We start from the raw sequence: 26,763 nt of genomic DNA, 5'->3' as shown, positions 1-26,763 counted from the left end.
CAAGGGACTTAAATCGCAAACTGACGATGGTGTCTGTGAACTCTTTGCGGCCATACCGTATCCAATGGAATAGCTTGTTATACTAGTCCTGAAAAAAATTCAGACCCAGCCGTCTCCTTTTTGTATGCAACCTACTGATCCTGATAAGTTTACCGATAAGGTCTGGACGGCGATTGTTAAGTCTCAAGATGTAGCGCGACGGTTTAGTAATAACAAACTAGAGGTTGAGCATTTAACCATTTCTCTGTTAGAGGAAGAGCCCTTAGCCAATAAGATTTTGAGCAAGGCTAAGGTTGATTTTGAGCAGATTTTGCAGCAGTTAACGGCTTTCGCTGAGCGACAGACTAAGGTTGCCGAAGGAACGGCGTTGTTCTTAGGTCCAGGTTTGGATCGCCTTCTTGATCAGGCTGATGCCCTACGGCAGGATCGAGGCGATCAGTTTATTTCCGTTGATCACTATTTATTAGCCTTTGCTGAAGATGCTCGGGTGGGACAGTCTTTGCTGCGAGACCAAGGAATTGCCCGTACGGATCTGGAGAAAGCTATCAAGGTGATGCGGGGCACCCAAAAGGTGGCGGATCAAGAGTCGGAGTCTCGCTATAATGCCCTGGAAAAGTATGGTCGCGATCTGACAGAACGAGCCAAGGCCGGGAAGTTGGATCCGGTGATTGGTCGCGATGATGAAATTCGACGAGTGATTCAGGTCTTGTCTCGGCGGTTAAAAAATAATCCTGTTTTGATTGGTGAACCGGGAGTGGGGAAGACTGCGATCGCAGAAGGTCTCGCTCAGCGAATCGTGAATGGCGATGTGCCGGAATCCTTGAAAAATCGACAGTTAATCACCCTAGATATGGGCAGTTTAATTGCCGGTGCAAAGTATCGGGGTGAGTTTGAAGATCGCCTCAAGGCCGTTTTGCGGGAAGTCACCCATTCCGATGGTCAGATTGTGCTATTTATCGATGAACTCCATACTGTGGTGGGGGCAGGGTCAGGCCAAAGCTCCATGGATGCCAGCAATTTGCTAAAGCCCATGCTGTCCCGGGGTGAGCTGCGCTGTATCGGAGCCACCACTCTTGATGAATATCGCAAGCATATTGAGAAAGATGCGGCTTTAGAGCGGCGGTTTCAGCAGGTTTATATTGACCAACCCAATGTTGATTCTGCTATTTCAATTCTGCGTGGATTAAAAGATCGATACGAAATTCACCACAACGTTAAAATTACGGACTCTGCCCTTGTCGCGGCAGCAGTCTTGTCCGATCGCTATATTGCCGATCGGTTCCTGCCCGATAAAGCCATCGATCTGGTGGACGAAGCGGCGGCTAAGCTGAAGATGGAGATGACCTCGAAACCCAGCGAACTAGAGGGAATCGAGCGGCGAGTGATGCAACTAGAGATGGAAAAGATGTCTCTAGAACAGGAGCAAAAACGCTCCAGTATTGGCGGCATTTACGAGTCTTCGGAAGATCATTTGCAGCGGGTGATGGCAGAGATTGAAGAGCTATTGCCGAAGCGTGAGTCTTTGGAAGAACAATGGAAGACGGAAAAACAGGTCTTAGAGGAAATCAATAGCCTCAAAGAACAAGAAGCCCAGGTTCGGGTTGAGATTGAAAAAGCAGAGCGAGAGTTTGACCACGAAAAAGCCGTCCAGCTCACCTATAGCCGCATGGCCACATTGCAGCAGGAATTGGAAGAGCATGAAGCCAAACTATTGGCGATTCGAGCCCAGGGCCCCACTCTTCTAAGAGAAGAAGTGACGGAGGAAGATGTTGCCGAGGTCGTCGCCAACTGGACGGGGATTCCAGTGAGTCGGCTGCTGGAGTCGGAACGTCAGAAGCTGTTGCAATTAGAAGATCATTTGCATGAACGGGTGATTGGCCAGGAAGATGCCGTGGAAGCGGTATCGGCGGCTATCCGTCGAGCTAGAGCGGGGATGAAAGACCCGAATCGCCCCATTGGTTCCTTTATGTTCTTGGGGCCAACTGGAGTGGGTAAAACCGAGCTGGCTCGAGCTTTAGCCCAGTTCCTGTTTGATACGGAAGATGCCATTATTCGGATTGATATGTCTGAATATATGGAAAAGCACGCTGTATCCCGGCTGGTGGGCGCTTCTCCGGGCTATGTGGGCTACGAAGAAGGGGGGCAACTCTCAGAGATGGTGCGGCGACGTCCTTATTCGGTGGTGCTATTGGACGAAGTCGAGAAAGCTCATCCAGAGATCTTTAATATCCTGCTACAGGTTCTGGACGATGGCCGAATCACGGATGCCCAGGGACGGACCGTCAATTTCTGCAATACGATTATTGTCTTAACTAGCAATATTGGCAGTGAGCATATTACTGAGGCAACTGAGGAAGAGGAACAATACTTAGAGATGCAGATGAAAGTGTTGGAGGCGTTGCGATCTCACTTTCGTCCCGAGTTTCTCAACCGTATCGATGAAATCACCATGTTCCATACCCTCAATCGCGAGCAGCTAGGTTCGATTGTCAAGATTCAATTGAAGCGAATTGAAGCATTGTTAGCTGAACAGAAGTTGGCTATTCAGCTTTCTGATGAAGCATTAGAACATATTGTGGAAGCCGGGTATGATCCAGTGTATGGCGCACGTCCCTTGAAGCGGGCCTTGCAGCGGGAACTTGAAAATCCGATTGCCACCAAAATTTTGGAGAATACGTTTACTAGTGGCGACACGATTATGGTGGACTGGGATGAGGATGAGCTGATCTTTTCTGAAGCTCCGCGAGCGACTATAGACATGGCGGCAGAAGCGTCTGAAGAAGAGGAGTCTGAAGAGGAAGAACTAGCTCCAGCCGCTTCCTAAGTCGTTGGCTTGGGCTTGGCTTCGCTCAGTTCTGGATCTTGGGGGTGTGAGTAGAGACTTTAGAGACTTTCTGGCACTGATGGCGAATTGAATGACGTTTCTTGAGCAGACTGAGGCATTTTTGCGAGGGGTGATTGCGCCGCAAGCGATACAGATTGACCAGGGTTCTGAGTCTTTATTTCAGGCGCTGCAGTCGTTGGGAACTCAGGGGCTGCTGGGGCTGCGAGTGCCCCAGGAATGGGGTGGACAAGATCTTGATGAGCTGACCTTTCGCCAGTTTCAAGAACAGGTCAGTCGCTATTCGGGGGCATTGGCATTTTTACAAACCCAACATCAAAGTGCAGCCTCGCTCATTGCTCATAGTACCAATACGGGGCTGCAGGAAAAATATCTTCCCCATCTGAGTAGTGGTCAGGTGTTAGTTGGTATTGGCTTTTCTCATCTACGCCGCCAGAATCCACTCCCTGTTCAGGCTATTGAAACGGATACGGGATATGAAATTACGGGTGAAGTCCCTTGGGTCACTGGATATGGTTGTTTTAATCACTTTATTGTTGGAGCCCAACTGGCGGATGGACGAGCAGTGTTTGGCTTAGTGCCCTTGGCAACGGTTTCTCAAGCTGGGGGCATGATCACTTGCAGTAATCCACTACCATTGGCGGCCATGGGGTCTACCCAGACGGTGAAGGTACGATTGAACTGCTGGCAACTTCTGCAGGATGCAGTGGTGGTGATACGTCCACCGGGCTGGATTCATACCAATGATCAGAAAAATAGCTTACACCATAGCTTTTTTGCTTTGGGATGTGCTCAGGCTGGGTTGGATATTCTCTCAAGTGAGAAGCTACCGGACTTTGTAGACCCGGCTCGACAATTATTGGATCAGGAGTTACAGTCGTGCCGATTGGCAATTTACCAGGAGCAGCAAACCCCTGAGTTAACGCTGCCCAAACGTCTACAGCTGAGAGCCTGGGCGATTGAATTGGCGAATCGCTGTGCCCATGCGGCTGTGATTAGTGGGCGGGGTGGAGCTAATTTAATGGACCATCCCGCCCAACGGGTTTATCGAGAAGCGTTAGCTTTTTCGGTATTTGGGCAAACGACGGATGTGATGGAAGCGTCATTGGCCCGGTTGGTTCGCTCAAGATCCTGATTCTATGCCTATAGACCAGGCCGCACTACTCTCGGACATAGTAGTCTCTAAGTGAACCGTCAAAGCGACCGCTCTGCATACAGCAATGCTTGAATTTTCGACCAGAACCACAGGGGCAAGGGTCTTTTCTGCCTAGTTTTTCCTGTAATTCCTTCTGGCCATTGACCACCTGGTGTCCCTGCTTAACGCGGGTTTCGGAAGGATAGCCTTTGCGATGTTTGCTGGAGACTTTGAAAAGTAAGTAACTGTACAGAATTATTTACGATAGCTGTTAGTCCTAGATGGCTTTTAGGCTAATACAGTATGTAATTATTTTTGGCTAGGTACTTATTACAGATGATCGAGTTGGTCAAGATGAGAAGTCAGATCAAAGGAATGCCTCTTTCCAACAGTCTCGATACTTTTCTAAACGGTTGTCTATATCAACACAACTGTCCATGAAGTCAATATTGAATGATAAACCTTCTTAATAAACAGCGAGATCTGCTCAAAGGAACAGCAGAGTCCGTTCAACTTAGCAATGACTGTATGGAGCATCAACTGAATTAGTCCATCTGAGCTAATCCTTAAATGGTTCTTATTCTTATTTGGGGATTATTTCCTTGGGATGGAAGATAAAAGTAAAGATGATTATCGTGACATCATCATCCTGATAGAACTGTAACCTTTCCATTTAAATACACAGTGATAGCATTGCCCTATGAGAGATTCGAAGATTGAATGGACTGATCACACTTTTAACCCTTGGTGGGGATGTACCAAAGTTTCTGAAGCATGCAGAAATTGTTATGCCGAAGCGTGGGCAAAACGGACGGGCCATTTGGTTTGGGGATACCAAGCTCCCAGAAGAACACTAAGCGATCAGTACTGGAAGCAACCCTTAGTGTGGGATAAGGAAGCGAAGACTTTTGGTAGAAAACGTGTATTCTGTGCATCTATGGCTGATGTATTTGAGTGGCGTAAAGATCTGCTTAAACCTAGAGAGCGTCTCTGGCTCCTTATTGAAAACACTCCAAATCTTGATTGGCTGTTGCTTACGAAAAGACCTCATTTAGTCAAGCGCCTTGTTCCTTGGGATGAGAAATGGCCTGACAACATATGGATTGGAACGACTGTGGAAGATAATGTATCTGCACAAGAAAGGATACCGAAACTCCTTGATATAAATGCTAAAGTCAAGTTTCTTTCATGTGAACCACTGTTAGAATCTCTGGATTTATCAACATGGATTCATGGAATTTCTTGGGTGATAACTGGTGGTGAGACAGGCCCTTACGCAAGACCAACTTCGGCAAGCTGGTTTAGAGAAATACGCGATATTTGCATAGCTCATGATGTACCATTTCATTTCAAGCAATGGGGAGACTGGTCTCCTCTGGAAGAGATGGATAATCCAGGTAAACCCTCCAAGATTGAAACATGGTATGGAGAACAATTCATAAAGGTGGGAAAGAAGAAAACAGGCCGTATGCTAGACCAAATATTCTGGAACCAGCTGCCAGTGCTTTAGTCTTCAGGAGGATAAGGGATGCCCTCAATTAATACATTCTTCGATGAGTCTCAAGAGCAATCCATAGTCAAAGCGAAGATTGTTGAGTTCTATTTTGTAGCATGGGCAAAGATCATAATTTCAGCTCAGAAGAAATATTCAAATTATGCACAGAAAGTCGGATATGTAGATCTTTTTGCTGGGCCAGGCAGATATAAAGACGGATCAATATCTACTCCTTTACGAATACTAAATAGAGCTATTGAAGATGAAGACCTTTGCAAACGGCTTGTTACTATTTTTAATGATAAAGATGAAGAGCATTCCCGATCTTTGAGTTATGCAATAGAAGATTTAGAGAACATCTCCAAATTAGAGAATAAGCCAGTGATATGGAATGAAGAAGTGGGAGATGGTATTGCAAAGCAATTTGACAAAATAAAAACAATACCGTTACTCGCATTTATTGATCCATGGGGTTATAAGGGATTATCTCTTCGGTTGGTCGATGCTTTTCTCAAAGATTGGGGGTGCGATTGTATTTTCTTTTTTAACTATGCGCGCATTAATGCTGGATTATCAAATCCCCTAGTTCGCGAGCATATGAAAGCTCTATTTGGGGATCGAACTGATGAGCTAACCCAAGAGCTTAGGAATCTTCTACCTTGTGAACGTGAGGCTACTATCGTGGAATTCCTAGCTCAATCTCTCAAATCCTTTGGCCAACGTTTTGTACTCCCGTTTTGTTTTAAAACTCAAGGTGGGACAAGAACAACTCATCACCTCATATTCGTAACGAAGAATTTCAAAGGTTACGAAGTGATGAAACAAGTCATGGCTAGACAAAGCTCAAAAGATTTCCAAGGCGTACCCTCTTTTCAGTTTTTGCCGTCTACTTCTATCAATCAGAAGTTGCTCTTTGAACTTAATCGACCGTTAGACGATCTGCATGAGTTGCTTCTGGAAGATTTTCGAGGACGAACGGCTAAGATGCGTGAAATATATGAGGAGCATTGTGTTGATACTCCATATATCAAAGCGAATTATAAAAAAGTTCTAAAACAAATGGAACAAAAATCACTCATACGGACGCAGGGTAGAAGAACCAATCGAGGATTTGCTGACGATATAGTCGTTACTTTCCCTGGCTGAATGCAGATTATCATTAGGTGATAAACGATTTTTGTGTAGAGTAATAGAACATTTGTGTAGATTCGAAAGTATCTATGCTGCTTGAGCTTTTATCTTTAAATAACCAGCCCACAATAATGGCTTAAGGTGAAATAGAAAGCATTATGGCTGTTCAATAACCTCGATACAGTAAATAAGCTTTTTCTCAACAGGGTAATGAGATTTATGGAACTTAAGTTCTTTCCCAGGCGGGGTTGCTCATGAAGGCAAAGTAGTGGCAACTGATATTGAGATCTTATCCTCTGAAATAGTTGATACCTCAATGGCAGCAATGGATTAGCATTATGAAAACAATGTAGATGCTCAACCTTGGGTAACTCGAATTGGATATCGGACCATTTTTTCGTTTAGCAGTCATAACCTGCAGGGTAATCAGGATTTAGTTTTCTGCTTGAAGGGCAATTCTTGATTGATATAGTCAATCTCCCGCTGCTCATCCTCATTAATTTCGTCAATATAGTGATGAAAAATTTGTTGGAGACGAGGTTCATAAAACCGATGCAAGCTATAGTTCGGCGTTGCCCGAAAGCCCCGTCGTTTTTTATGCCTGCCCCCTGCCCCCGGATCAAACCGCTGAATCCCTTGAGCCACTGCCCATTCAATGGGTGAATAATAACAAGCCTCAAAATGCAAACAGTCAAACTCCTGATCACTGCCCCAATAGCGACCATATAGCTGCTCACCCTTGGTTAAGCAAAACGACATGCCAACAGGTTGTTGAATATTCCCCTCGGGGTAAGCCGCTACAAAGATGACCCGATCCGCATAGGTGGACTGCAGATCTAGGAAAAATCGTCGGGTCAGATACTTACTGCCCCACATAAATTTTTCGCAGGTGTCTTGGTAATAATGGTGCATCCGACCATAGAGAAAGTCAGGGATTTCTTCCCCTTGATAGGTTCTGAGTTCTAGTCCTGCTTTGGCAACGCTTTTGCGTTCCCGCTTAATATTACGGCGCTGATTGGCATTAAACGCCCCCAGGTAATCATCAAAGGTCGAAAAACCCTCATTCTGCCAAATATAGCTGTGATGAAGCCAACCCTTAAACCCGTGACGTTCAATTACGGGCTGCCAGTCTGGATCGACAAATAGAAAGTGGCAGCCTGATAAATTGTTTTGGGCACAAAAGCCATCGATGACCTGGACCATCAACCCCGTTAGCATATCCTCATCTTCATCGGGGGCAATTAAAAACCGATAGCCCTCTGCAGGGGTAAAGGGTGTCATCCCCAAGAGCTTGGGATAATATTCAATCCCCATGCGATAGGCCACATCTGCCCACTGGTGATCAAACACAAACTCGCCATAGCTATGACCTTTGACATAGAGTGGAGCTGCCGCCACCAGGGTCTGATCCCGCCAGACCGTTAGATGTTGAGGTAACCATCCTGTGCGTGCGATCGCACTGCCAGACGTCTCCAAATTATTAAGCCAGTGCCACTCTAAAAACGGCGTTTTTAGGGGGACTGCCAAATCATCCCAAGCTTGCTGCGAAATCTGTCCAATCTGCTCAAACCACTGAACGGAGTAGCGAGGTTGGGGTTGGGTTACCATAGCCGAAAAAATGAACTGTTTCTAAGGTAATAGAAACAGTTCATTTAGGGTACGGTTTCCCGTTGATTGTTATTTGGGCTCATTTATAGGAGCAATAGGTTGGGGAGGTGCAATCGATTTCTCATTGGCATCAGATTTCTTGGATTTAGCTTGTTTTGATTCCCTAATTTCTTGTTGGAGATTGAAGGGTTGAATATCCTGGAGACTCTCGATGTTCGCAAGATTAATCAGAGATAGCACCAATCCTGTATCAGGGGTGAGTTCTTTAACTAAAGATTCAAGGGCAGAATTGCGACTATCCTTGATCAATTCTGTCAACTTCAAGCTACTGCCTTCTGGACGATAAACCACAAGGTACTTTTGTTTACCCAGCATGATGGTTTGACCTTGGGTGTAGTAAATATTGGTTCTTAAAGCAGATTGGAATAAGCCAGAGATCCCAAACAGCATGGCAGGTCCCAACGAATCTTGGTTCAAACTCAGCCGTTTCCAGGTACTATCCAAGGTCTTTAACTGCAGTTTCAGCGGTGTATCTACTAACACTTTGGTGAGTTCGTTGGCTGATACGGGGGTTGTGTATAGGGTAATTGTGGTTGCGATCGCACCTATACAACCCACAACCATGCCCTTGATACTGATGTGAGACATCACTTCTCCTCTAACACTTCACTATTTGTGCCCTCCTTAGATTAAATCTGAACAGTCTACCCTCATTTGGATTCGCAGATTTCCTTTAGAATGAATTTTCCAGCCTTAGAGTATCTGTGTAACAGTTAATCTTGAAGGCTTAGAGGATTAGTCCTTTTTGGAGGGGGATTTAATACTCAAGGAATTTGACCATTGATTGAGTCTTGAGAAGGTTCTTCCAAAAGGTATTGATTGCAAATATGGATAGATACCTGTTTGTCGATACTCATAAAACCCATCCCCCTTACAGGGATAATGGGGATCAGGTTTAGCTGAGTGTTGTAGTGCCCTTTCGGTTTTATCCCTTCACCCAACTTTTTCAGGCTCGACTCTCGCGACGGATCGAGCTATGGGTATTTCTGAGCATTATTGCGATTGAAGCCGTTATTCTTATCCCTTCGGTTTATCGACGTGAAGCCGAATTGCTGAAGCACCTCACGGATATTTCTGCAGCAAAAGCCACAGGTGTACTAGCCAATGAGGGCAATGAAATCACCGATCAAACGGTCCTAGACAAACTTGAGGTAATTGAGCAAAATCCAGCTGTGACGGGTGGGATTCTATTTCGGACTGATGGCACCAAAGTAGGGGAGTTCGGCGAGCTGCCTGAGCTTACTTTTGAGCAGGTTACTCGGCGTTCCGAAGAAACATATCTCAATCGAACCCTACAACGATACGATGCCACCTGGCCCATGCCCTTGCTCGATAAATATGTGCTAATTGTTCGCCACGATGCCAGCAATGTCCAAAACGAACTCAATCAGTTTATTTGGCGGATCATTGGTCTGGTGGTCATTATTTCCCTGTTTGTGTCCTTAGCAACTATGATTGTTTTGCAGTCCTTTGTGATTGCCCCCATCTTGCAGCTGCGGAAAGATTTGCTCCAGGCGGGGACCTTCTTAGCGACACCACCTGGCAGTTCACCGCCAGAGTTTGAGTCCACCCAGAATCCACCGGATGATGAATTGGGGGATGTGATTCAAACCTTCGAGCAGATGTTTAATCAGATTCGCGATGCGATCGCATCCCGGCAGCAAGCCGAATCTGACCTCAGGTTATCAGAAGAGAAATTTTCTAAAGCATTCCGAGCCAGCCCCAATCCCATCACCATGAGCACCCTGGAAGATGGTCGTCTGGTTGAAGTGAATGACAGCTTTTTGGATTTATTTGGGTTGACCGCTTCAGAGGTATTAGGTCGGACCAGTTTAGAACTGGATCTATGGGCCGATCCAGCGGATCGGATGCAGATGATTCAGGCCATTCTCAAGGATGGCATTATTCGAAATTATGAGTATCGACTGTGCGATCGCAACGGCAAAGAAAAGACGGTTCTCTACTCCTCCGAACAGCTGAAGGTCAACGACCAGGACTGCATCCTCTCCGTCATTAATGACATTACCGAGCGTAAAGAAGCCGAAATTGCCCTAGAGGCGAGCGAAGAGCGATTTCGGATGTTGGTGGATCAAGCCGTTGATGCCATATATGTGGTTAACGAACTGGGGCAGTTTGTGGATGTGAACCAGCAAGCCTGTGCCAACTTAGGGTATACCCGGAATGAATTATTAGCCTGTCGGGTACCAGATATTCAAAAAAGTTTGTCCGACGACGATTTTGTGGACTTATGGCAACGACTGCTACCGAAAGATCCTCTCACCTTTATTGGCACTCATCAGCGCAAAGACGGCAGTCAGTTTCCCGTCGAAGTTCGATTAGGGTTATTTGAAGCGGGAGAAGAACAGTTACTCCTAGCCCTAGCCCGAGATATTACTGAGCGACAACAAGCGGAAAAGGATCGAGAGCGACTGGCGGAAATTGGCGAACTGGCCGCCATGATTGTTCATGAAGTCCGTAATCCTTTGACAACCGTGCTGATGGGACTGAATTCGTTCCAGCGCATGGACTTACCCGACCGGGCCAAACTCCGTTTGCAGTTGGCCTTAGAGGAGTCAGAACGGTTGCAACGACTCCTGAATGAAATTTTGCTCTATGCCAAACAGCAAAAGTTAGACACAACGGCAGTTGAGCTCAATCAGTTGTTTGCCGATATGCTGCCGACCTTACAAGAAATGCCCAGTGCAGCAGATCGTCCGATTCAGCTGATGCCTGCTGATGAGTCGGCATGGGTAGATGCTGATATCGATAAACTGAAGCAAGTCTTTATCAATTTAGTTAGCAATGCCTGTGAAGCGGTTCCCGAAGGTGAACCCATTATTTGGCAGCTTCAGATTGTAGCGCTGCAAGATCAAGTCAAGATTGAAGTCAATAATGGCGGGGAACCAATTCCCGCAGATGTGCTGCCCCAGTTAACGAAGCCGTTTTTTACCACCAAGTCCTCTGGAAATGGGTTGGGACTGGCCATTACCAAGCGGATTGTGGAAACTCATGGTGGCGAGTTAGTAATTCAGTCTTCAGCTGCTAGTGGCACTACCGTTACCGTGTCTTTACCAACGGTTAATTCTCCCTAGGATTTTAAGCGGCAGCGCTGGGAAGTTGAGCAGTCAGGGTTTCCATCAAATCGTTAATACTGTAGGGTTTGACCACATAGGCATTGGCACCTGCGGCCATTGCTGCTTGACGATGGGGCGGATCATCCATGGCGGTTGCAAACACAATCGGAACTGCATTTCCGGCTGCCCGAAGATGTTGGCATATTTCTAGACCCGTCAAATTTGGCAAGGTCCAATCCAGAACAATAGCATCCGGCTGGATGGCCTGGGCAAGTTCTAAACCGACTTGGCCATCATGGGCAATATTGACTTGATACCCTGCATCGGACAATTCTAGTTCAACGAGCTGAGCAATTCTAACTTCATCTTCAACTAGCAATATGTGGGGGTTCATTGGTTTTAAAGGTTTTTGTGTTTGTGGAAAATTACCAGTGCGTTTCTAATCTTCAGACTCTACAGCGTGACATATGGGAACCCGATAGCAGAGTTATTATCGATAGCTCTGGTATGGATGACGACGGTGAGTTTGTCTTGTAAAAGGATTGATTGACCCTTGATAGTTACTAATCTATTCAAAGAGACTGAGGTTATCCTGATGGAATTCTGTGATTTAGATTAGAAACCAGATAAGTTGACAGTCCACCCATACGGTATTGGGACAAACACCTTGATTCTGAGAAAGGAAACCAACCAGCTTTGCGGAAGCTTTAGGCAGAGATGGAAGAAAACACAAGTTTGAACTTCGCTATCAAAAAGACCTTCGCAGTACTCCAACCATAGCTGAAAGCTTGGTTGGGGGTGTAGCGGAGCGTGACCAAAGGGAGCAAGATCTACATTGTAAGTTGTATAATGTAGATATGCTCAATATGACGTGGGAATTCAAGCTAAAACCAACTGTAGAGCAAGTTGCAGAAATTGAGCGCACATTATCCGTGTGTCGCAAAGTCTGGAATTATGCCCTAGCAGAGCGTAAAGACTGGCTGAATTCTCGCAAGTCTCCCGTGAACGCTTGCTCCCTCCATCGGGAATATATATTGCCTGCTGATCAGCCGTTTCCTAATTATGTGAAACAGGCCAAAGCGCTTACTCAAGCTAAACAGCAAATACCTGAACTAAAGTCTGTCAATGCTCAAATGTTGCAACAGACCTTAAGGCAGTTGGAAGTTGCTTGGGAAGCATGGCTGTTGAAACGAGCAGGGTTGCCTCGATTTAAGAACCAAGCCAGAATGCGTAGCTTTGTCTTTCCCCAGATGCTGAGGAATCCCATCAGCGATCAAGGGATCAAGCTTCCACAGCTGGGCTGGGTAAAGGTGAGGTGGTCGAGAGACATTCCTGATATCTGTTTAATCAAGCAGGCCAGGGTTGTCCGCAAAGCTTCAGGGTACTTTGTCCTGTTGAGCTTACAAGCCGATGTCGATATTCCAGAGGTGCCCTTTCAAGGGCATCCCACTGGAATTGATGTGGGCTTGGAGTATTTTCTGTCAACATCAGATGGACTCCAGGTGAAGCGTCCTCGCTTTTTCAATCCGTTACACCGCAAGCTGCAATTGCTGCAACGTCGGCTGAAGACAAAGCAAAAGGGAAGTGCTAACCGTTCTAAGTTGTTGCAGAAAATAGCACGAGTGCATCAACGGATTGCCGACACTCGTAAGGACTGGCACTTTAAGCTGGCTCATCAGCTTTGTGACAGAGCTGATGCCCTGTTTGTTGAGGATTTGGACTTCCGCATTATGGCTAAGGGGATGCTAGGGAAGCACACACTTGATGCTGGTTTGGGTCAGTTTACGAATCAAATCTTGCCTTGGGTGTGCTTTAAGCGTGATGTTTATTACGCCAAGGTTGACCCAAGAGGTACGAGTCAGGAATGTCCTGATTGTGGTGCCGAAGTCAAAAAAGACTTGAGTGTTAGAATCTCTCACTGTCTTGAATGTGGGTCCATCAAGCCCAGAGACATTGCTGCCGCTCAAGTGATTTGTACCCGTGGGCAACGGGGAATAGAAAATGCCTGTGGAGTCGAGGTGACGGGGAGTTCAGTACTGAATTCTAGTCAACTGGCACTGAAGCAGGAAATCTTCGGAGCAATCCGGGGAATCTCCAGCCATACCGTTAGGTTGGCTGGATGAGGATGTCAATGATAATAGTCGCGGTACCAAGTTACAAATTTTTGAATCCCATCTTCAATTGGGGTTTTGGGTTGAAAGCCCACGTCATTCATTAAGGCATCTACATCTGCATAGGTTGCCGGGACATCCCCCGGTTGCATCGGTAAAAAGTTCTTGTCCGCCGTTTTGCCCATGGCGGTTTCAATCACTTCAATAAAGCGCATCAGGGTTACGGGCTGGTTATTGCCAATGTTATAGAGCTTGTAGGGAGGGGTTGTGGTGTCTGGATTAGGAGGCTGATGGAGAACTCGGACAATCCCTTCGACGACATCATCGATATAGGTAAAATCTCGCTGCATTTTTCCGTGGTTGTAGACATCGATGGATTTGTTGTTTGCTATGGCATCCACAAACTTGAAATAGGCCATATCCGGTCGTCCCCAAGGACCATATACCGTAAAGAACCGCAGTCCGGTGATTGGTATTTGATATAGATGGCTGTAGGAATGGGCCATTAACTCATTCGATTTCTTAGTGGCGGCATACAAAGAAACGGGATGGTCCACATTATCAGCGACGGAAAAAGGGACTTTTTTATTGGCACCATAGACTGAGCTAGAAGACGCATAAACCAAGTGAGATATTTTGCTTTGGCGACAGCCTTCAAGGATATGAAGGAAGCCCACCAGATTACTGTCTACATAGGCATGAGGGTTGTCTAGAGAATAGCGAACCCCAGCCTGGGCAGCCAAATGAATCACCCCATCAAAGATATTGCTCTCAAACAGGGTTTCCATGCCCTTGCGATCGCTGAGATCTAAACATTGGAATTTAAAGTTGTGATTCGGCTCCAGCTCGGCTAGGCGAGACTTCTTCAGATCGACGGCATAGTAGTCATTGAGATTATCAATCCCCATGACTTGAACACCATCTTGCAAGAGACGCTGGGATAAGTGATAACCAATGAAACCAGCCGCACCTGTAACCAGAACTTGCATGGTTAATAATCTCCATTCACTAGCTTGATAGTTCCCTTACAGGGGAGATGGATATCCCTTCCAGCAATCCTAATACCCTCATTTTGCCGAGAGAGGCAAATATACCTTGAGTAACGAGTATACCCTAGGGGCCCTGTTGGTACATATCGGGAATCCTAGTAGATGTTCCTTTAGCTCAATCTGCTGTGTGGAATGAGGTATTCAGCAGAAAGCGACGATAGAAGGGAGAACGAGTAATTGGCTAGCCTTTGAGGCGGTAAAGCAAAAAAAGCATGCTACCAAAAGCAGCTCCAATTCGATCCTATTTTAATTTTTTTAGAACAAAAAGATGTATGGCTTCGCCTAAAAAATTGACTTTAGTTTTCAGAGATTCTGATTGTTCAAATTTAAGAGAGATAAGCTCTTTGTCAAATTCGAAACGAAGGGTAGTCTCTAAGCGTTTTTCTGCCCATTTCTTTATTATTCAAGCCTTGAGATGAAATGCTTCTAAAAGCCAGATAAAAAGGATATTTTTTACATCTCAAAGAGAAAAAAACATAGTCTTAAGCAGAATTATATCAGGATGTTGATTTGCTAAAAATAAGCGATAATGTCAGAAAAGTAAGGTTGAGCTTAAAAAGGAATCTTGCAATTGCTAAATTTTTAGGGAATTTTATTGATTTTCGATGAATATAGTATGGCTACTTTAAATCACAAGATATATGACTTTATATGACTTTTTTTGCTTAACATTATAAATGTAGCGTGCTATGCTTTCTACGGATCCAATAAATATGGATAGAATAAAATTTCTGTTAAGTCTACTTTCTATTTTGAATGTATTACACTAGTATTGAGCTTGACATTTTATTCGAACTATAGTTCACACCTGTTTTTTTATTGTCAGCAAATCGATTCATAGGGGGAAATATGACTGGCATTACATCAACAACTGAGCCATATTTACAATGGAATCTTGATTTTTAGTACACCTATTAATCTGGTTCTTACATAGAAAAAGGCTTCATGCCTTTAGCTGCTATCTAAATATCCTGATTTTTGGCAGCTGTTTTCTTCAGTATTGAGATAAATTAAATACCCTTTGATTTTTGTTTCTGGGTCTTCGATGGTCTTTCTGATCTCAGCCTCAAAACACGAACCTTGCGATGCCGCGAATGATGTATTTACGAGCAAAGGAGGCCGAATTTGGGGAGAAGGTGCGATCGCAATCGGAAACGCTCGAAAAGAAGAGCGATTTATTGTCCTGTTCATCACTGCTATTTAGACAGTGTTAGTCAAAAACACGCCATTTACTCTAATCAACCATCCCAATTATTAGAATATGGAATTGGCAAACAAGCCTCTCGACGAATATTAGCGGCTCAGTCAGAGGTGATTCTTAATAATCACTGGCTAGAAGCATTTTGGTGTGAGGAATGCCAAAAGGTCACTTGGTATCACATCCACAAAATCGATCGGGAATATAGGGTTTCTACGCCTCCCCCCGAACTTTGGCAACGCGTTATGGGGGTGACAGATCCAAGAGGTAATCCCTCTGTGGGGGAATTTACGCGTAAGCAAGCCCGTATGGCAGCCCATAAAATCAAACAGTTTGGACATATTTACTAAGATTTCTAGTGTTTGTTAAGTGATCTAGAAATCTAGTTGTGTTTGTAAGCATATTTTTCCTACTTGACTTCAGCGTTTTTAGAAGAACGACGACCTTACTGAGAGATACAGAATTTTAAAATCCCTGGTAATTCTCCATGACTCACACTCCCGTTGTGATGGAAAGTTCACAACAATCTGACTTTATTAAATATTGGTTGATGGTTAGGCGACGGTGGTTGCCAGCAAGCCTAACCTTTCTCGTTGTTTTGGTTATATCGCTTTTTCGTGTTTATCAAGAAGAGCCCAAGTATATTGCTTCGGGCCAGCTTAAGTTCGAAGAAGGTCAGCGCAGCTCTGAACTAATTGGTTTGGATTCGGCTATCAATGAAAACGAACGTGGCCAATCTTCCATGCAGTGGCAACGTTCCTTGGATACAGAAGTGTTGTCGATGTCTTCCCCTGAACAACTGATTAAAGTACTAGAGAAGATTGGTGATCCTAGAATACAACCAAGTCTTGGTGAGATGCAGGAGAATTTAAGGATTGTACAGTTAGATGAAACTAACGTTGTTGCAATCCGTTACTCTGCAAACAAGCCTGAGCTTTCTGCAGCTGTGGTTAACCAAATTATGCAGCAGTATGTGGATGAAAACTTGGAGAAAAATCGGGCTTCTACGTTAGCCGCAATTGACTTTATTAACAGACAACTTCCTGAAGTTAAACAACGGGTTTTCAGATCTGATTCAGCTTTACGGCGATTTAAGGAGACCTATCAAATAAACGACTTGGATAGTGCCAAAGAAGCAAATGCCAAAGCACAAAATGATCTGCAAGTTACCTTAGATCAAACTCATCGACAGTTATCGGAGACGCAAGCCCAGCAACAAAAATTACAAAGCTTGCTAGGGCTCGATCCTCAACAAGCATTGCTTACAATTACTACCAGCCATGCTAGCATCACCAAAAGTCATGAAGAAGTTGAAAAGCAGATCGCTGAAGCCCGTTCCAACTTTCATCCAGATCACCCGGTAATCCAGGAGCTGGTAGAACGTCAAGTGCAACTGCAAGCGTTATTAAAGCAGAAAGCTGAAGAATCTACTCAATCCACATCACAGCTTAGTCTTGTTGGAAATCAACAACATGACTTGCGCGCCCAGTTGATTCAATTAGAAATTAAACGGCGAGGGCTAGAGCAGCAATTAGCCACCTTTAGAAACCAACTCTCTCGATACAATCTGCAGGCTAAAACGCTCCCGCAACTGGAACAGCAACAAAATGATCTAGAACGCAATGCTAAAGCGGCTGCATCAACCTACCAAAATTTACTGGAGCAAATCCAAGAGCTAAAAGTGACAGCGAATCAAGCCACGCCAACGGTCAAGATTTTGCAGAACGCAACCCGTCCCGAACCGACTCGAACAACCTATATGTCTGCAGGTATGAGAGGGGGGATGGCAGGTCTGTTACTCGCGGCTAGTATCGTGTACCTACTAGAGCGAGTCGATCGCAAGCTTAAGTCCAAAGAGGATATTCGACAAATTTATCCTTACCGAATTTTGGGTGAGATCCCCACCTTTGCAGAAGCGGAAGGAGAATATTCCAAACTCCCGACTCTGGCGAATCCTGCATCTCATGTGAGCGAAGCATACCGAATGCTGCAGGCCAGTCTCAAGTTTTTGAGTTTAGAATTGTCGCCCCGCATCATTATGGTAACTAGTGCCATTACTCAAGAAGGGAAAAGCACAACATGCGCCAACCTGGCTGCGTCTTTATCCCAAATGAATCATCGAGTCTTGTTGATTGATGCTGATGTTCGCCTGGCTTCACAACACCATATTTGGGAGTTGAAGAACCAAGAAGGTTTAACGCATATTCTTTTAAGGAATAACGTAGTTGAGCAGCATTCACTCCCTACCCATCGCGTATCAAAAGGGTTAGATGTTATTACGGCAGGGCGGATTTCATCAAATCCATTACCCATGCTGGAATCTGAGGAATTTTCTGCTTTTGTGCAAGGACAACTGGATACATATGATTATGTTCTGATTGACTCTCCACCATTAGTTTCTGTTGCTGACCCATTAGTGATTGGCAAAATTGCAGATGGAATTGTTTTGGTCGCCCGCCCGGAACACTTAGAACGTGAACTTGCCCAAAAGGCGAATGAATTATTGACGCAATCTAATTTAATCGTTTTAGGAACTGTAATTAACGGTGTGATAGATAGCAATGAACCTCATTCCTACTATTCCTACTATGGACGCTATACAGACCAAGTACACTCTTCAAGCAATGGTTTAGTGAAGCAACTCACTGAATTACACCATTAGATAACTGGTTGATTTAACAGGTATTTGAAAACTAATTAACTCATATCTATCCTAATTGATTTGTTTTTCTAGTAAATGCTTAAAATCCACCGCAAGACTAGAAAATATACCATCATATTTCTTCTGGGGCTCTGCGCTGCTTTGATCAGCATTATCCCCATTCGGCTTACAATCGCAGCTTGGCAAGCTCCAAGTCCCCAAGCCATTTTGGTTTTGGGTGGAAATCCAGATCGAGAAAAAAGTGCCGCCCAAATTGCTCAATTCGAAAACCATCTCGATATTTGGATCTCTAGTGGCACTAAGCCTGAAAAAGCGTTATCGTTTTTTCAGGCTTTAGGGATTGAACGCTCGAGAGTGCATTTGGATTATCAAGCAACTGATACTGTCACTAACTTTACGACGTTAGTTCCTAAATTTAAGCAGCGTCGAATTCAACACATTTATGTCATTACATCTAATGACCATATGCCAAGAGCCAAAGCTATTGCTTCCATAGTTTTAGGCAGTCAAGGTATAACCTTTACCCCCGTTTATGTTCCTACAAACAATGAACAAGAACCGATTTATAAAGTCCTAAGGGATAGCGGAAGATCCTTAATTTGGGTCTTTACTGGATTTTCAGGAGCTTAGGACCACACTCAGATCATTTTCTATTTTTCGAGGTCAGGCTAATCAGCTGCTTATCTAGTCCTTGAAGAAACACGTCCAACCCAATACTGATTACTAGGAGTTTTTCCCATGAAACAGAAATTTAGTTCCCCAACATTGACTGCTTTTGGTCGAATGGAAAAAATCACCACTGAACTAGGTGATAATGGTCCCGAAGATAGGGAACGTAATGAGAGGATAGAAGAAGGTGGAGATGATATTGAATCGATTGGGATTGTTAAACCCGATTTAGAGGAAGAGTAAGAATAGACAACTACTTTCTTTAAAATGAAATAGGGAAAGTTAGGATTTTCCACCTTTCCCTATTTTGATTAAATTAATTCAGATTATGCCCATCTATTCTGTTTTTGATTTTTGTCTTGAATCACAGGTGCCTTTACCAGAATTGGTAGAAGTAAATTGTCATCCAGACGTCACCCTCAAACTATCAAAGAAAAATCATCTCTCTCCCACCAATAAAAGCTTAAAATCTTTCCAAGGAAAGCTTGATAATACACTACGTTTTAGAGTACATGAAGGGAAAGAAATTAGCATTGCCCCTTATGAAGATGTAGATTTAAGCCTAATACAATCGGCAATTTATGGTCCTATTTTTTCAATTCTCTTACGCCAGCGAGGTTTATTAGTCCTTCATGGCAGTTGCATTGTAATTGACAATTTTGCCATTGCGTTCCTTGGAGCATCTCGAGCTGGAAAATCAACTTTGGCAGAGGTTTTTTATCAGAAAAAATTTCCTGTGGTGACAGATGACGTCCTAGCCATCCATTTCAATTCTGCTAATCCACAGGTTGTACCGAGTATTCCCCGCATTAAGTTATGGCCTGATTCTGCTTTAGCTTGTGGGCATCAACTCAAACAATTACCCTCTATTTATCCAGATTCTGATAAGCGCTATCATTCGACGAACAATACTTCTGGGGATGTTCCTTTAGCAGGAATTTACATTTTGAGTCAAGGGCCTCAGTTAAGGATTGATCCACTCAAAGCTCGGCAAGGATTCTTGAACTTAGTAAAACATTCACGAGGGAAAGTTTTGCAGGATCCTAATTCTCGAGAGAAGCATTTTGAGCAGTGTATTAACCTTTTGCAGGCTGTGCCAGTTTACTCTTTAACGCGGCCTTTGGCATTATCGAAAGTATGGAGTCTAGTTGATTCCATCGTGGACCATCATGTCCAAACTAACACTCATTCACTTTCAGTCGTTTAAATGAAGGTCCGCACATAAATTTTATCTTGTGCCTATAGATCTAAATGCTGCTAGTTCAGAAACCCAAAAAATCCTATCTGATTGAATCAGAATTTAGTTTTCTACTGGCTTGTCTAAATCGAGAGGACCTATTTCGGCAACAGTATGGTTCTGATATTCAGATTAGCAATGAATTTGATTGGCCATATTTTCTAAGGCTTGCACGATTTCACAAGGTCGTTCCTTTGATTTATCAACGGCTTAAAAATGCTGGTGAAAATCAAGTGCCGTCTTATGTATTGTCCACGCTAAGGCAACAATCTTGTGCCATTGCACTAAAAAATTCTTTCCATACCCAAGAACTGATTCAAGTTTTGGATATGTTCGCTCGGTATCAGATCCCTGTAATCCCCTTTAAAGGTCCAACGCTTACCCAGATGGTCTATGGAAATATGGGTATGCGTCCTTTCTGTGACTTAGATTTATGGGTTAGAAAGCAAGATTTTGATACCTCTCTGAAGCTATTAATAGATGCTGGTTATCAGTCTCCTTATTTACGTCAGACCTGGAGACGCTCAATGTTCTTGAGGTGGATTAACTCTTTTCACTGTGGGGTGATGGCTCACGAACTTCCTTTAGGTCGGAAGCATCAAGATCATCATTTATTTATTGATTTGCATAGACAAATATCCAAGTATTTCCAATTCTCTTTTGATGAAATTTTGAGACGATCTAAACCCATAACATTGCAGGGAGATACTGTTATGAGTTTGGAAGCTGAAGATTCACTATTGATAATGTGTGTGCATGGCTCTCAAGATGGCTGGAATAAATTGCAATCGATTTGTGATGTTGCTTTTATACTTAAATCCCATCCTCAGTTGAATATAAATGAAGTAGTTTTTCGATCTAAAGAAGCGTACTGTACCCGTCGACTTCTACTAGGTCTATCTTTAACCGCTGAGTTCTTTGAGATTCATCTGCCTGCAGAAGTTAATCAACTGATTAGTCAGGATAGAGGGTTGCTACTCTTAATCAATAACGTTCTAACTCGGCTTGCTCAACAGCCAGGGCAGAACAGAACTTGGCAGGGAAAATTACAAGTATTGTTCATGAAATTGGGGATGTTAGAACGATTCGTTGATCGAAGTAAATTTCTGCTTAACTTTGTTTGGTCCTTTTTTATTGCCAAGTGCCACCAAATAACGAAACCTGATCATGCTGTTTCCAAAGTAGTTTGACTAGGGAATTTAGACTAAATGACTTGTCAATTTGGCCAATACATCAACGAATAAGATTTAAACAGATATATCTTTACCAACCCAATTAATTAGGTTGACCTAACACTCGAACAAAGCAATGAGCTAACTATTTCATGTCTTGGTACTGGCTTAACAACTAGGTCAGATGCAATATCAAGTCTTGGGTCTTAAAAAGGATTTGTATGACAGAGAGGAATAAAGAAGAAGAGGTAACCTTTACAACTTTTTCTAAATAGACATCTTCTACATTTCTCTAACCACACCACAATCGTAAATATTAGTTTGCTTACTCTAAAATTGATTGAGATTATGACACGAAAGAATGCTGTACATACGAATCATCCCTCTACTAGTCAGGTTAAAAAGGTTGAACATGAATTTCCAGTTTCTAGGAATACTCGACTCGGTGTTTTTACCCAGTTCTTCCCTCCTGACTATGCACCAACTGGGCAGCTAATTGATGAATTAACTCAGCATTTATCTCATCAAGATATTAAGATCAATGTTTTTAGTGGACAACCCGGATATGCATTTCGTTCAGATCAATCCGCTCCATTAAAAGAATTTAGAAACAGTGTTTTAGTTAAGCGATCTAGGACGGCTCAACTTTGGCCACAACAAATTCGTGGCAAGGCTATTAATGGCCTTTTATTTTTTATCCGTGCTGGTTTACATTTACTTCGTTCTTCCTGGAAGTATGATGTCATCCTACTAACAACAGCTCCACCTTTTTTGCCTATATTAGGGTATTTAGCTTCGCTTATTTTAAGGAAGCCTTATGTTTGCCTAATTTATGATCTTTACCCTGATATTGCAATTGAACTAAATGTCGTTAGGAATAATCACTTCTTAGCAAAGTTTTGGCGTCAAGTTAACTACCATGTTTGGAAAAATGCCAGCGCGATTATCGTTTTAAGCCGGGCAATGAAGAAAAGAGTTATTCGGCAATGTCCTGATATCAAGGGGAAAATTTCAGTGATTCATAGCTGGGCCGATCCGAAGCAAATTTCACCTATTCCTAAAGAAAAAAACTGGTTTTCATGGAAATACCAGTTAGTTGATGTATTTACAGTAATTTATTCCGGCAATATGGGACGTTGTCATGATATGGACACGTTGTTAGATGCTATAACTCGTCTACGAGATGAACCCATCCGATTTGTGTTTATTGGAGGGGGAGCTAAGCGCCCGGACATGATTAATAAAGTAAATAAGCTCAATCTAAATAACTGCTTGTTTTTACCATACCAAGATAAAACTGTATTACCTTACTCATTAACAGCTGGAAATTTGTCCTTAGTAAGTATTAGTTCTGGTATGCAAGATCTGGTAGCTCCAAGCAAGGTTTATTCAGCTTTGTCTTCAGGGCGGCCCATTGCAGCTGTTTGTCCAAAAAACTCATATTTGAATGAGTTAATTGCAGATGCAAAATGTGGAACAACTTTTGAAAATGGAGATAGTAAAGGGTTGGCTGATTTCATTCTTTACTTGCAAAAAGATCAGAGAATAACTGAAGAGTTAGGGAAAAACGCTTACAATTATTTAGAAGAACATTTCACGCCTCAGATAATTTCTAAGGAATACTTCAAGGTTGTAAACCAATCCTTACTAAACAGAGAGATACATCAGCATAAACGAAACTGGCAAGGTTTTAATCCAGACATTGATGCTAATACTGAAATATAGACATAAAAAATCATCATATATATGATTTTTCTGTAGAAAATCGATCAACCTCTAATATCTGAGAGAGAAAATTAGGTTTTCATAAAATGTGAATGCAATTTTGGATGAATTCATTATTTAAAGTATGTTAGTGCATAATTCGTCTCACCCTTAGCAAATCAATATGAAATCTATTTTCAGATCAAGTTATGCCGCCACAAAGGCAAAAAAACAGAATAAGTCATTATTTAATGACTTACATAACTTATTGAGTCATATAAGCAAGCAGCGACGACAACAGTTAGGGCTACTATTGATTTTGATGGTGATTTCTGCTTTTAGCGAAATGCTAAGCTTAGGGGCAGTTTTGCCATTTTTAAATGCATTAAATAACTCGGATCAACTGCTAAAAACTCAACAATTACAGCCTCTTGTTAATCTACTTAAAATCGATAAGCCTTCACAGCTGTTAATGTTCTTTGCAATCTTGTTTGCAGTTGCGGTAGTAATCGCTAACGGACTGAGAATTTTAACTATTAACATTCAGAGTCGTTTGGCTGGGAATATTTCTAACGACATTAGTTGTCTTCTTTATAACAGAACTTTATTACAACCCTATGTGTTCCATTTACAACATAATAGTAGTGATTTGATCAATTCAGTAATGGAGGATACTCGTCAACTAACTAGTAGGATTTTAATCCCCCTGCTGATATTTGTTACTAACAGTTTATTGATTTTGGCACTGGTCGGAGGGCTTTTCTTAATTGATTGGCGCGCAGCTCTGACGAGCGCTGTTGTGTTGGGTTCTGCCTATGCAAGGCTTTATCAAATTCGGCGGAAAAGGTTGCAACTTAACAGCAATGTTCTAGTGCAAAGTAGTCAACAACAGGTCAAGGTAGTTCAAGAAGGGCTGGGAGGAATCCGGAATGTACTGATCGGAGGAACTCAAAGTTTTTTCCAATCAGCTTATAAGAAGGCAGATCAGCCCTATCGGCAAGCTCTTGCATCGAACATGGTTATCCAATTGACGCCTCGCTATCAGATTGAGATGTTGGCCATGGTCGTAATTGCCATTTTGGCTGTCTGGTTGAGTAGGGTAGGGAATATAAGTCAAACTTTGTCAGTGCTAGGAGCTTTAGCTGTAGGAGCAAATCGACTGCTACCCCTGTTACAACAGGAATTTGTTGCACTGACTTTTATCCAGGGGGCACGAGCTTCTTTAAAGCGGATCCTTAGAGGGTTAAATCGTCCAATAGATCCTTTGCAATTGTGGGTACCGACGGTCGGACTGGGGGTTGAAGATGAATTAAGGTTTGAGAATATTTGGTTTCGCTACAGTGATGAGAGCAGTTGGATTTTTAAAAATTTGAATTTAAGAATTGCAGCAAAGACAACTGTTGGTTTTGTTGGTAGTTCAGGTAGTGGCAAGAGTACGACAGCTGATTTAATTTTGGGTTTGTTGAGCCCTCAAAAAGGCTGTATTTCAGTAGATGGAGTTCCATTAGAAGGAGAAAGATTGCGGCAGTGGCAGCAGAGTATTGCACATGTACCGCAAAGTATTTTTTTGATGGATGGAACGATCGCAGAGAATATCGCTTTTGGCATACCTAAACAAGAGATTGATTTTGAGCGTATTATCAAAGCGGCTAGGCTAGCGCAAATCGATGAATTTGTTAATGGATTACCCAATCAGTACAACACTAATGTAGGAGAACGTGGAGTTCGTCTATCAGGCGGACAGCGGCAGCGGATTGGGATTGCGCGCGCGTTATATAACAATACATCAGTACTTATTTTTGATGAGGCGACTAGCGCGTTAGACAATCAGACAGAAGAAGAGGTTATGAATGCAATAGAAAGTTTAAGTAATCGCTTCACCATTATCCTGATTGCCCACAGATTAAGTACGCTTAGGAAATGCGATTGCATTTTTGAGTTTAGTCAAGGACAAGTTGTTGCTCATGCTGATTTCATAAAATTAGGCTTTAAACCTTCTACTTTTAACGAAGTTTCATCAGTTAATTAGATATCCTGAGAACTATTTTTCATAGTATTTAAATGTAATTTTTATGCTTAATTTATGGAAATATTTATATATGTTTATTTGCTAGGAATAAGTGGATTTATTCTAATTAAACGTGCTTATTTACTGGCGCAGAAGAAAGAGTGGGTTCAACTTTTAGGGGAACTGTATGTTCCGATATTTTTGTTTGTATGTTATGGAGTGGCTGGCTTTCATATAATACTTAGCCCTTCAAGTAGCTATGTTCAATTTAATGGTGTAGCATTTGAGCGAGAAGATGTTCTGACAGCTTACGTTATGATGTGCCCCATAATGTTGTCAATATCAATGGGTTTTCGACAGTTTTATAAAGGAAAAAATTTACATCATTCTAAACATATCCTCCCTGATAAAAAGATAATTCTTAGAACACGCTTATTAACTTTTTGTCTTCTTGCTTTTGACCTAACGATTAGAATAATTAGCATCAAATCAGGTACTTACTTTAGCTGGATGAGAACAGATATTGTCAATGCTGGAGATTTTCAAATCCCTGCTCACTATATGATACAGCAGTTTCTTTCACCTCTTCTTGCTGTGCTAATCTGTTTGCAATCAAACAGTATAAAATTATTTAAATTTATTTTAATCTTTTTTTTGCTATTAATATTTTTAGAAGGCAAACGTTTACTGCTTATTCAGGTAATAGTTTCTATTATCCTAACTCAACAATCGCTGACATCAATATCTGAGTCCAAAAAAATTGTTTTACCGATTAAATCACTTATTGCTTGGTTAATTATTCTGAATTTTTCACTAAATTCAATTTTAGGAATTAGAGCAATATATCGTGCTGAACGTTCTATATTCTTAAATAACCCAATGCTAATAATCGAGAAAACAATCACAGAGTATATCCCGTCTACAGTTTATGGTCTTTTTAATGAGACAGATAAAGAGGCTCAGTCTCTAGCTCTTGAAGATGCTAGCATTTTAAATCGATATCAACATTGGCAAGGCAGCTTTTCTTCACAATTAAATAGACTAAGAAATGGCTGGAATTATATGCCATTAACTGATATGGCTGAAAACCTAATGCTTCCAATACCTTCACTATTTTTAGGTAATAATAAGCCAGTTATAGAAGCCGGTATTGTATCATCACATCACTTTTCACTTGATAAGAATAGTAAATCCAAGCCAGATCCTGCTACTACTGTTTTTAGTCATATTTACCAATACACAGGTATTTTTGGAGGTTTGATTTTAGGGTATATATTTGGAGCTTTTAATGGTTTTATAGCTCGACTACTATTGTCAAGGTACCAATATATTGGAAAAATTCTTTTTTTAGGTCAAATTTCCTTCCTTAACGTAGATGCTAATTCATTTTCAGTGATTTTTGTTAATTTTAGAAATCAAATTCTTATTTTATGTATTTTTTATATAGCACTTGGAATACCTAAAGAAGTTGACAGATTAAATTCCAAGGCTCAAAAATATTCCTAATTCCATTATGAATTTGATTATAGAGTAAAGAATAAGAAAAACAGTTTTTTGATAATTTATATATCTAAATTTCACATCGAGAATGTTAACTTGATTTTACTA

General features: G+C 42.4%; 20 protein-coding genes. 15 read left to right on the top strand and 5 right to left on the bottom strand.

All coding sequences use genetic code 11. The features are described 5' to 3' along the window. The first annotated feature begins 124 nt into the window (after positions 1–124). A complete protein-coding gene (clpB, locus tag ON05_RS22280) occupies positions 125–2,824 on the top strand; it encodes an ATP-dependent chaperone ClpB (protein WP_010473365.1) in 2,700 nt (899 codons plus the stop codon). A gap of 91 nt (positions 2,825–2,915) precedes the next feature. After that, entirely contained in the window at positions 2,916–3,977 is a 1,062-nt protein-coding gene (locus ON05_RS22275) for an acyl-CoA dehydrogenase family protein (protein ID WP_010473363.1), read from the top strand. A gap of 25 nt (positions 3,978–4,002) precedes the next feature. On the opposite strand, the gene ON05_RS22270 is transcribed toward ON05_RS22275, so the two are convergent. Next, on the bottom strand, positions 4,003–4,146 hold the full coding sequence (locus tag ON05_RS22270; RefSeq protein ID WP_010473362.1) for an SEC-C metal-binding domain-containing protein: 144 nt from the start codon (positions 4,144–4,146) through the stop codon (positions 4,003–4,005). Between the two features lie 531 nt (positions 4,147–4,677). Here ON05_RS22270 and ON05_RS22265 point away from each other — a divergent pair. Next, entirely contained in the window at positions 4,678–5,487 is an 810-nt protein-coding gene (locus ON05_RS22265) for a DUF5131 family protein (protein ID WP_010473360.1), read from the top strand. Between the two features lie 18 nt (positions 5,488–5,505). After that, positions 5,506–6,618 (top strand): three-Cys-motif partner protein TcmP, encoded by a 1,113-nt coding sequence (locus tag ON05_RS22260; RefSeq protein WP_010473358.1) that lies wholly within the window; start codon positions 5,506–5,508, stop codon positions 6,616–6,618. 411 nt (positions 6,619–7,029) lie between these two features. On the opposite strand, the gene ON05_RS22255 is transcribed toward ON05_RS22260, so the two are convergent. Continuing rightward, positions 7,030–8,211 carry a GNAT family N-acetyltransferase gene (locus tag ON05_RS22255; RefSeq protein ID WP_010473356.1) on the bottom strand — a complete coding sequence of 394 codons (1,182 nt, stop codon included), beginning with the start codon at positions 8,209–8,211 and terminating at the stop codon, positions 7,030–7,032. 69 nt (positions 8,212–8,280) lie between these two features. Continuing rightward, on the bottom strand, positions 8,281–8,859 hold the full coding sequence (locus ON05_RS22250) for a hypothetical protein (RefSeq protein WP_010473355.1): 579 nt from the start codon (positions 8,857–8,859) through the stop codon (positions 8,281–8,283). A gap of 323 nt (positions 8,860–9,182) precedes the next feature. Here ON05_RS22250 and ON05_RS22245 point away from each other — a divergent pair, with 323 nt between their 5' ends. Beyond that, positions 9,183–11,363: a PAS domain S-box protein gene (locus ON05_RS22245; protein ID WP_010473352.1), complete on the top strand. Its 2,181-nt coding sequence runs from the start codon at positions 9,183–9,185 to the stop codon at positions 11,361–11,363. 4 nt (positions 11,364–11,367) lie between these two features. Here the strand turns inward: ON05_RS22245 and ON05_RS22240 are convergent, their stop codons facing one another. After that, on the bottom strand, positions 11,368–11,724 hold the full coding sequence (locus ON05_RS22240; protein WP_262562299.1) for a response regulator transcription factor: 357 nt from the start codon (positions 11,722–11,724) through the stop codon (positions 11,368–11,370). Positions 11,725–12,202: 478 nt separating this feature from the next. On the opposite strand from ON05_RS22240, the gene ON05_RS22235 reads away from it, so the two are divergent. Further along, a complete protein-coding gene (locus ON05_RS22235; RefSeq protein ID WP_029315195.1) occupies positions 12,203–13,468 on the top strand; it encodes an RNA-guided endonuclease TnpB family protein in 1,266 nt (421 codons plus the stop codon). 5 nt (positions 13,469–13,473) lie between these two features. Here ON05_RS22235 and ON05_RS22230 read toward each other — a convergent pair whose 3' ends face one another. Beyond that, a complete protein-coding gene (locus tag ON05_RS22230; RefSeq protein WP_010473346.1) occupies positions 13,474–14,445 on the bottom strand; it encodes an NAD-dependent epimerase in 972 nt (323 codons plus the stop codon). Between the two features lie 1,185 nt (positions 14,446–15,630). On the opposite strand from ON05_RS22230, the gene ON05_RS22225 reads away from it, so the two are divergent. The 9 genes from ON05_RS22225 to ON05_RS22185 all read left to right on the top strand — a co-directional run bounded on the left by ON05_RS22225 (position 15,631) and on the right by ON05_RS22185 (position 26,661). Next, positions 15,631–16,053: a hypothetical protein gene (locus ON05_RS22225; protein ID WP_010473345.1), complete on the top strand. Its 423-nt coding sequence runs from the start codon at positions 15,631–15,633 to the stop codon at positions 16,051–16,053. Between the two features lie 137 nt (positions 16,054–16,190). Beyond that, positions 16,191–18,365 carry a polysaccharide biosynthesis tyrosine autokinase gene (locus tag ON05_RS22220; protein ID WP_010473343.1) on the top strand — a complete coding sequence of 725 codons (2,175 nt, stop codon included), beginning with the start codon at positions 16,191–16,193 and terminating at the stop codon, positions 18,363–18,365. 75 nt (positions 18,366–18,440) lie between these two features. Continuing rightward, complete coding sequence (locus tag ON05_RS22215) at positions 18,441–18,995, top strand: YdcF family protein (RefSeq protein ID WP_050857469.1); 555 nt, start codon at positions 18,441–18,443, stop codon at positions 18,993–18,995. 108 nt (positions 18,996–19,103) lie between these two features. Further along, positions 19,104–19,277, top strand: coding sequence for a hypothetical protein (locus tag ON05_RS22210; protein WP_010473339.1), 174 nt, complete (start codon positions 19,104–19,106; stop codon positions 19,275–19,277). 85 nt (positions 19,278–19,362) lie between these two features. After that, positions 19,363–20,241, top strand: a complete 879-nt coding sequence (locus tag ON05_RS22205; protein WP_029315193.1) for a hypothetical protein — start codon at positions 19,363–19,365, stop codon at positions 20,239–20,241. A 44-nt stretch (positions 20,242–20,285) separates the two neighbouring features. Further along, positions 20,286–21,461, top strand: coding sequence for a nucleotidyltransferase family protein (locus tag ON05_RS22200; protein ID WP_010473335.1), 1,176 nt, complete (start codon positions 20,286–20,288; stop codon positions 21,459–21,461). 330 nt (positions 21,462–21,791) lie between these two features. Beyond that, positions 21,792–23,168: a glycosyltransferase family 4 protein gene (locus ON05_RS22195; RefSeq protein WP_050857468.1), complete on the top strand. Its 1,377-nt coding sequence runs from the start codon at positions 21,792–21,794 to the stop codon at positions 23,166–23,168. 163 nt (positions 23,169–23,331) lie between these two features. After that, on the top strand, positions 23,332–25,176 hold the full coding sequence (locus ON05_RS22190; RefSeq protein ID WP_010473331.1) for an ABC transporter ATP-binding protein: 1,845 nt from the start codon (positions 23,332–23,334) through the stop codon (positions 25,174–25,176). Between the two features lie 54 nt (positions 25,177–25,230). Beyond that, positions 25,231–26,661 carry a hypothetical protein gene (locus ON05_RS22185; RefSeq protein WP_010473329.1) on the top strand — a complete coding sequence of 477 codons (1,431 nt, stop codon included), beginning with the start codon at positions 25,231–25,233 and terminating at the stop codon, positions 26,659–26,661. Positions 26,662–26,763 lie beyond the last annotated feature (102 nt).

Source organism: Acaryochloris sp. CCMEE 5410, assembly GCF_000238775.2.
In the GTDB taxonomy this organism is placed as follows: Bacteria; Cyanobacteriota; Cyanobacteriia; order Thermosynechococcales; family Thermosynechococcaceae; genus Acaryochloris.
This window is presented reverse-complemented; position numbering and strand designations above follow the sequence as displayed.

Bases quoted from the DNA above. Each gene is read 5' to 3' on its own strand.
- ON05_RS22190 (WP_010473331.1), top strand. From the start codon at position 23,332: ATGAAATCTATTTTCAGATCAAGTTATGCCGCCACAAAGGCAAAAAAA.
- ON05_RS22185 (WP_010473329.1), top strand. From the start codon at position 25,231: ATGGAAATATTTATATATGTTTATTTGCTAGGAATAAGTGGATTTATT.
- ON05_RS22235 (WP_029315195.1), top strand. From the start codon at position 12,203: ATGCTCAATATGACGTGGGAATTCAAGCTAAAACCAACTGTAGAGCAA.
- ON05_RS22260 (WP_010473358.1), top strand. From the start codon at position 5,506: ATGCCCTCAATTAATACATTCTTCGATGAGTCTCAAGAGCAATCCATA.
- ON05_RS22215 (WP_050857469.1), top strand. From the start codon at position 18,441: ATGCTTAAAATCCACCGCAAGACTAGAAAATATACCATCATATTTCTT.
- ON05_RS22230 (WP_010473346.1), bottom strand. From the start codon at position 14,445: ATGCAAGTTCTGGTTACAGGTGCGGCTGGTTTCATTGGTTATCACTTA.
- clpB (WP_010473365.1), top strand. From the start codon at position 125: ATGCAACCTACTGATCCTGATAAGTTTACCGATAAGGTCTGGACGGCG.
- ON05_RS22250 (WP_010473355.1), bottom strand. From the start codon at position 8,859: ATGTCTCACATCAGTATCAAGGGCATGGTTGTGGGTTGTATAGGTGCG.
- ON05_RS22255 (WP_010473356.1), bottom strand. From the start codon at position 8,211: ATGGTAACCCAACCCCAACCTCGCTACTCCGTTCAGTGGTTTGAGCAG.
- ON05_RS22195 (WP_050857468.1), top strand. From the start codon at position 21,792: ATGACACGAAAGAATGCTGTACATACGAATCATCCCTCTACTAGTCAG.
- ON05_RS22210 (WP_010473339.1), top strand. From the start codon at position 19,104: ATGAAACAGAAATTTAGTTCCCCAACATTGACTGCTTTTGGTCGAATG.
- ON05_RS22220 (WP_010473343.1), top strand. From the start codon at position 16,191: ATGACTCACACTCCCGTTGTGATGGAAAGTTCACAACAATCTGACTTT.
- ON05_RS22200 (WP_010473335.1), top strand. From the start codon at position 20,286: ATGCTGCTAGTTCAGAAACCCAAAAAATCCTATCTGATTGAATCAGAA.
- ON05_RS22265 (WP_010473360.1), top strand. From the start codon at position 4,678: ATGAGAGATTCGAAGATTGAATGGACTGATCACACTTTTAACCCTTGG.
- ON05_RS22205 (WP_029315193.1), top strand. From the start codon at position 19,363: ATGCCCATCTATTCTGTTTTTGATTTTTGTCTTGAATCACAGGTGCCT.
- ON05_RS22275 (WP_010473363.1), top strand. From the start codon at position 2,916: ATGACGTTTCTTGAGCAGACTGAGGCATTTTTGCGAGGGGTGATTGCG.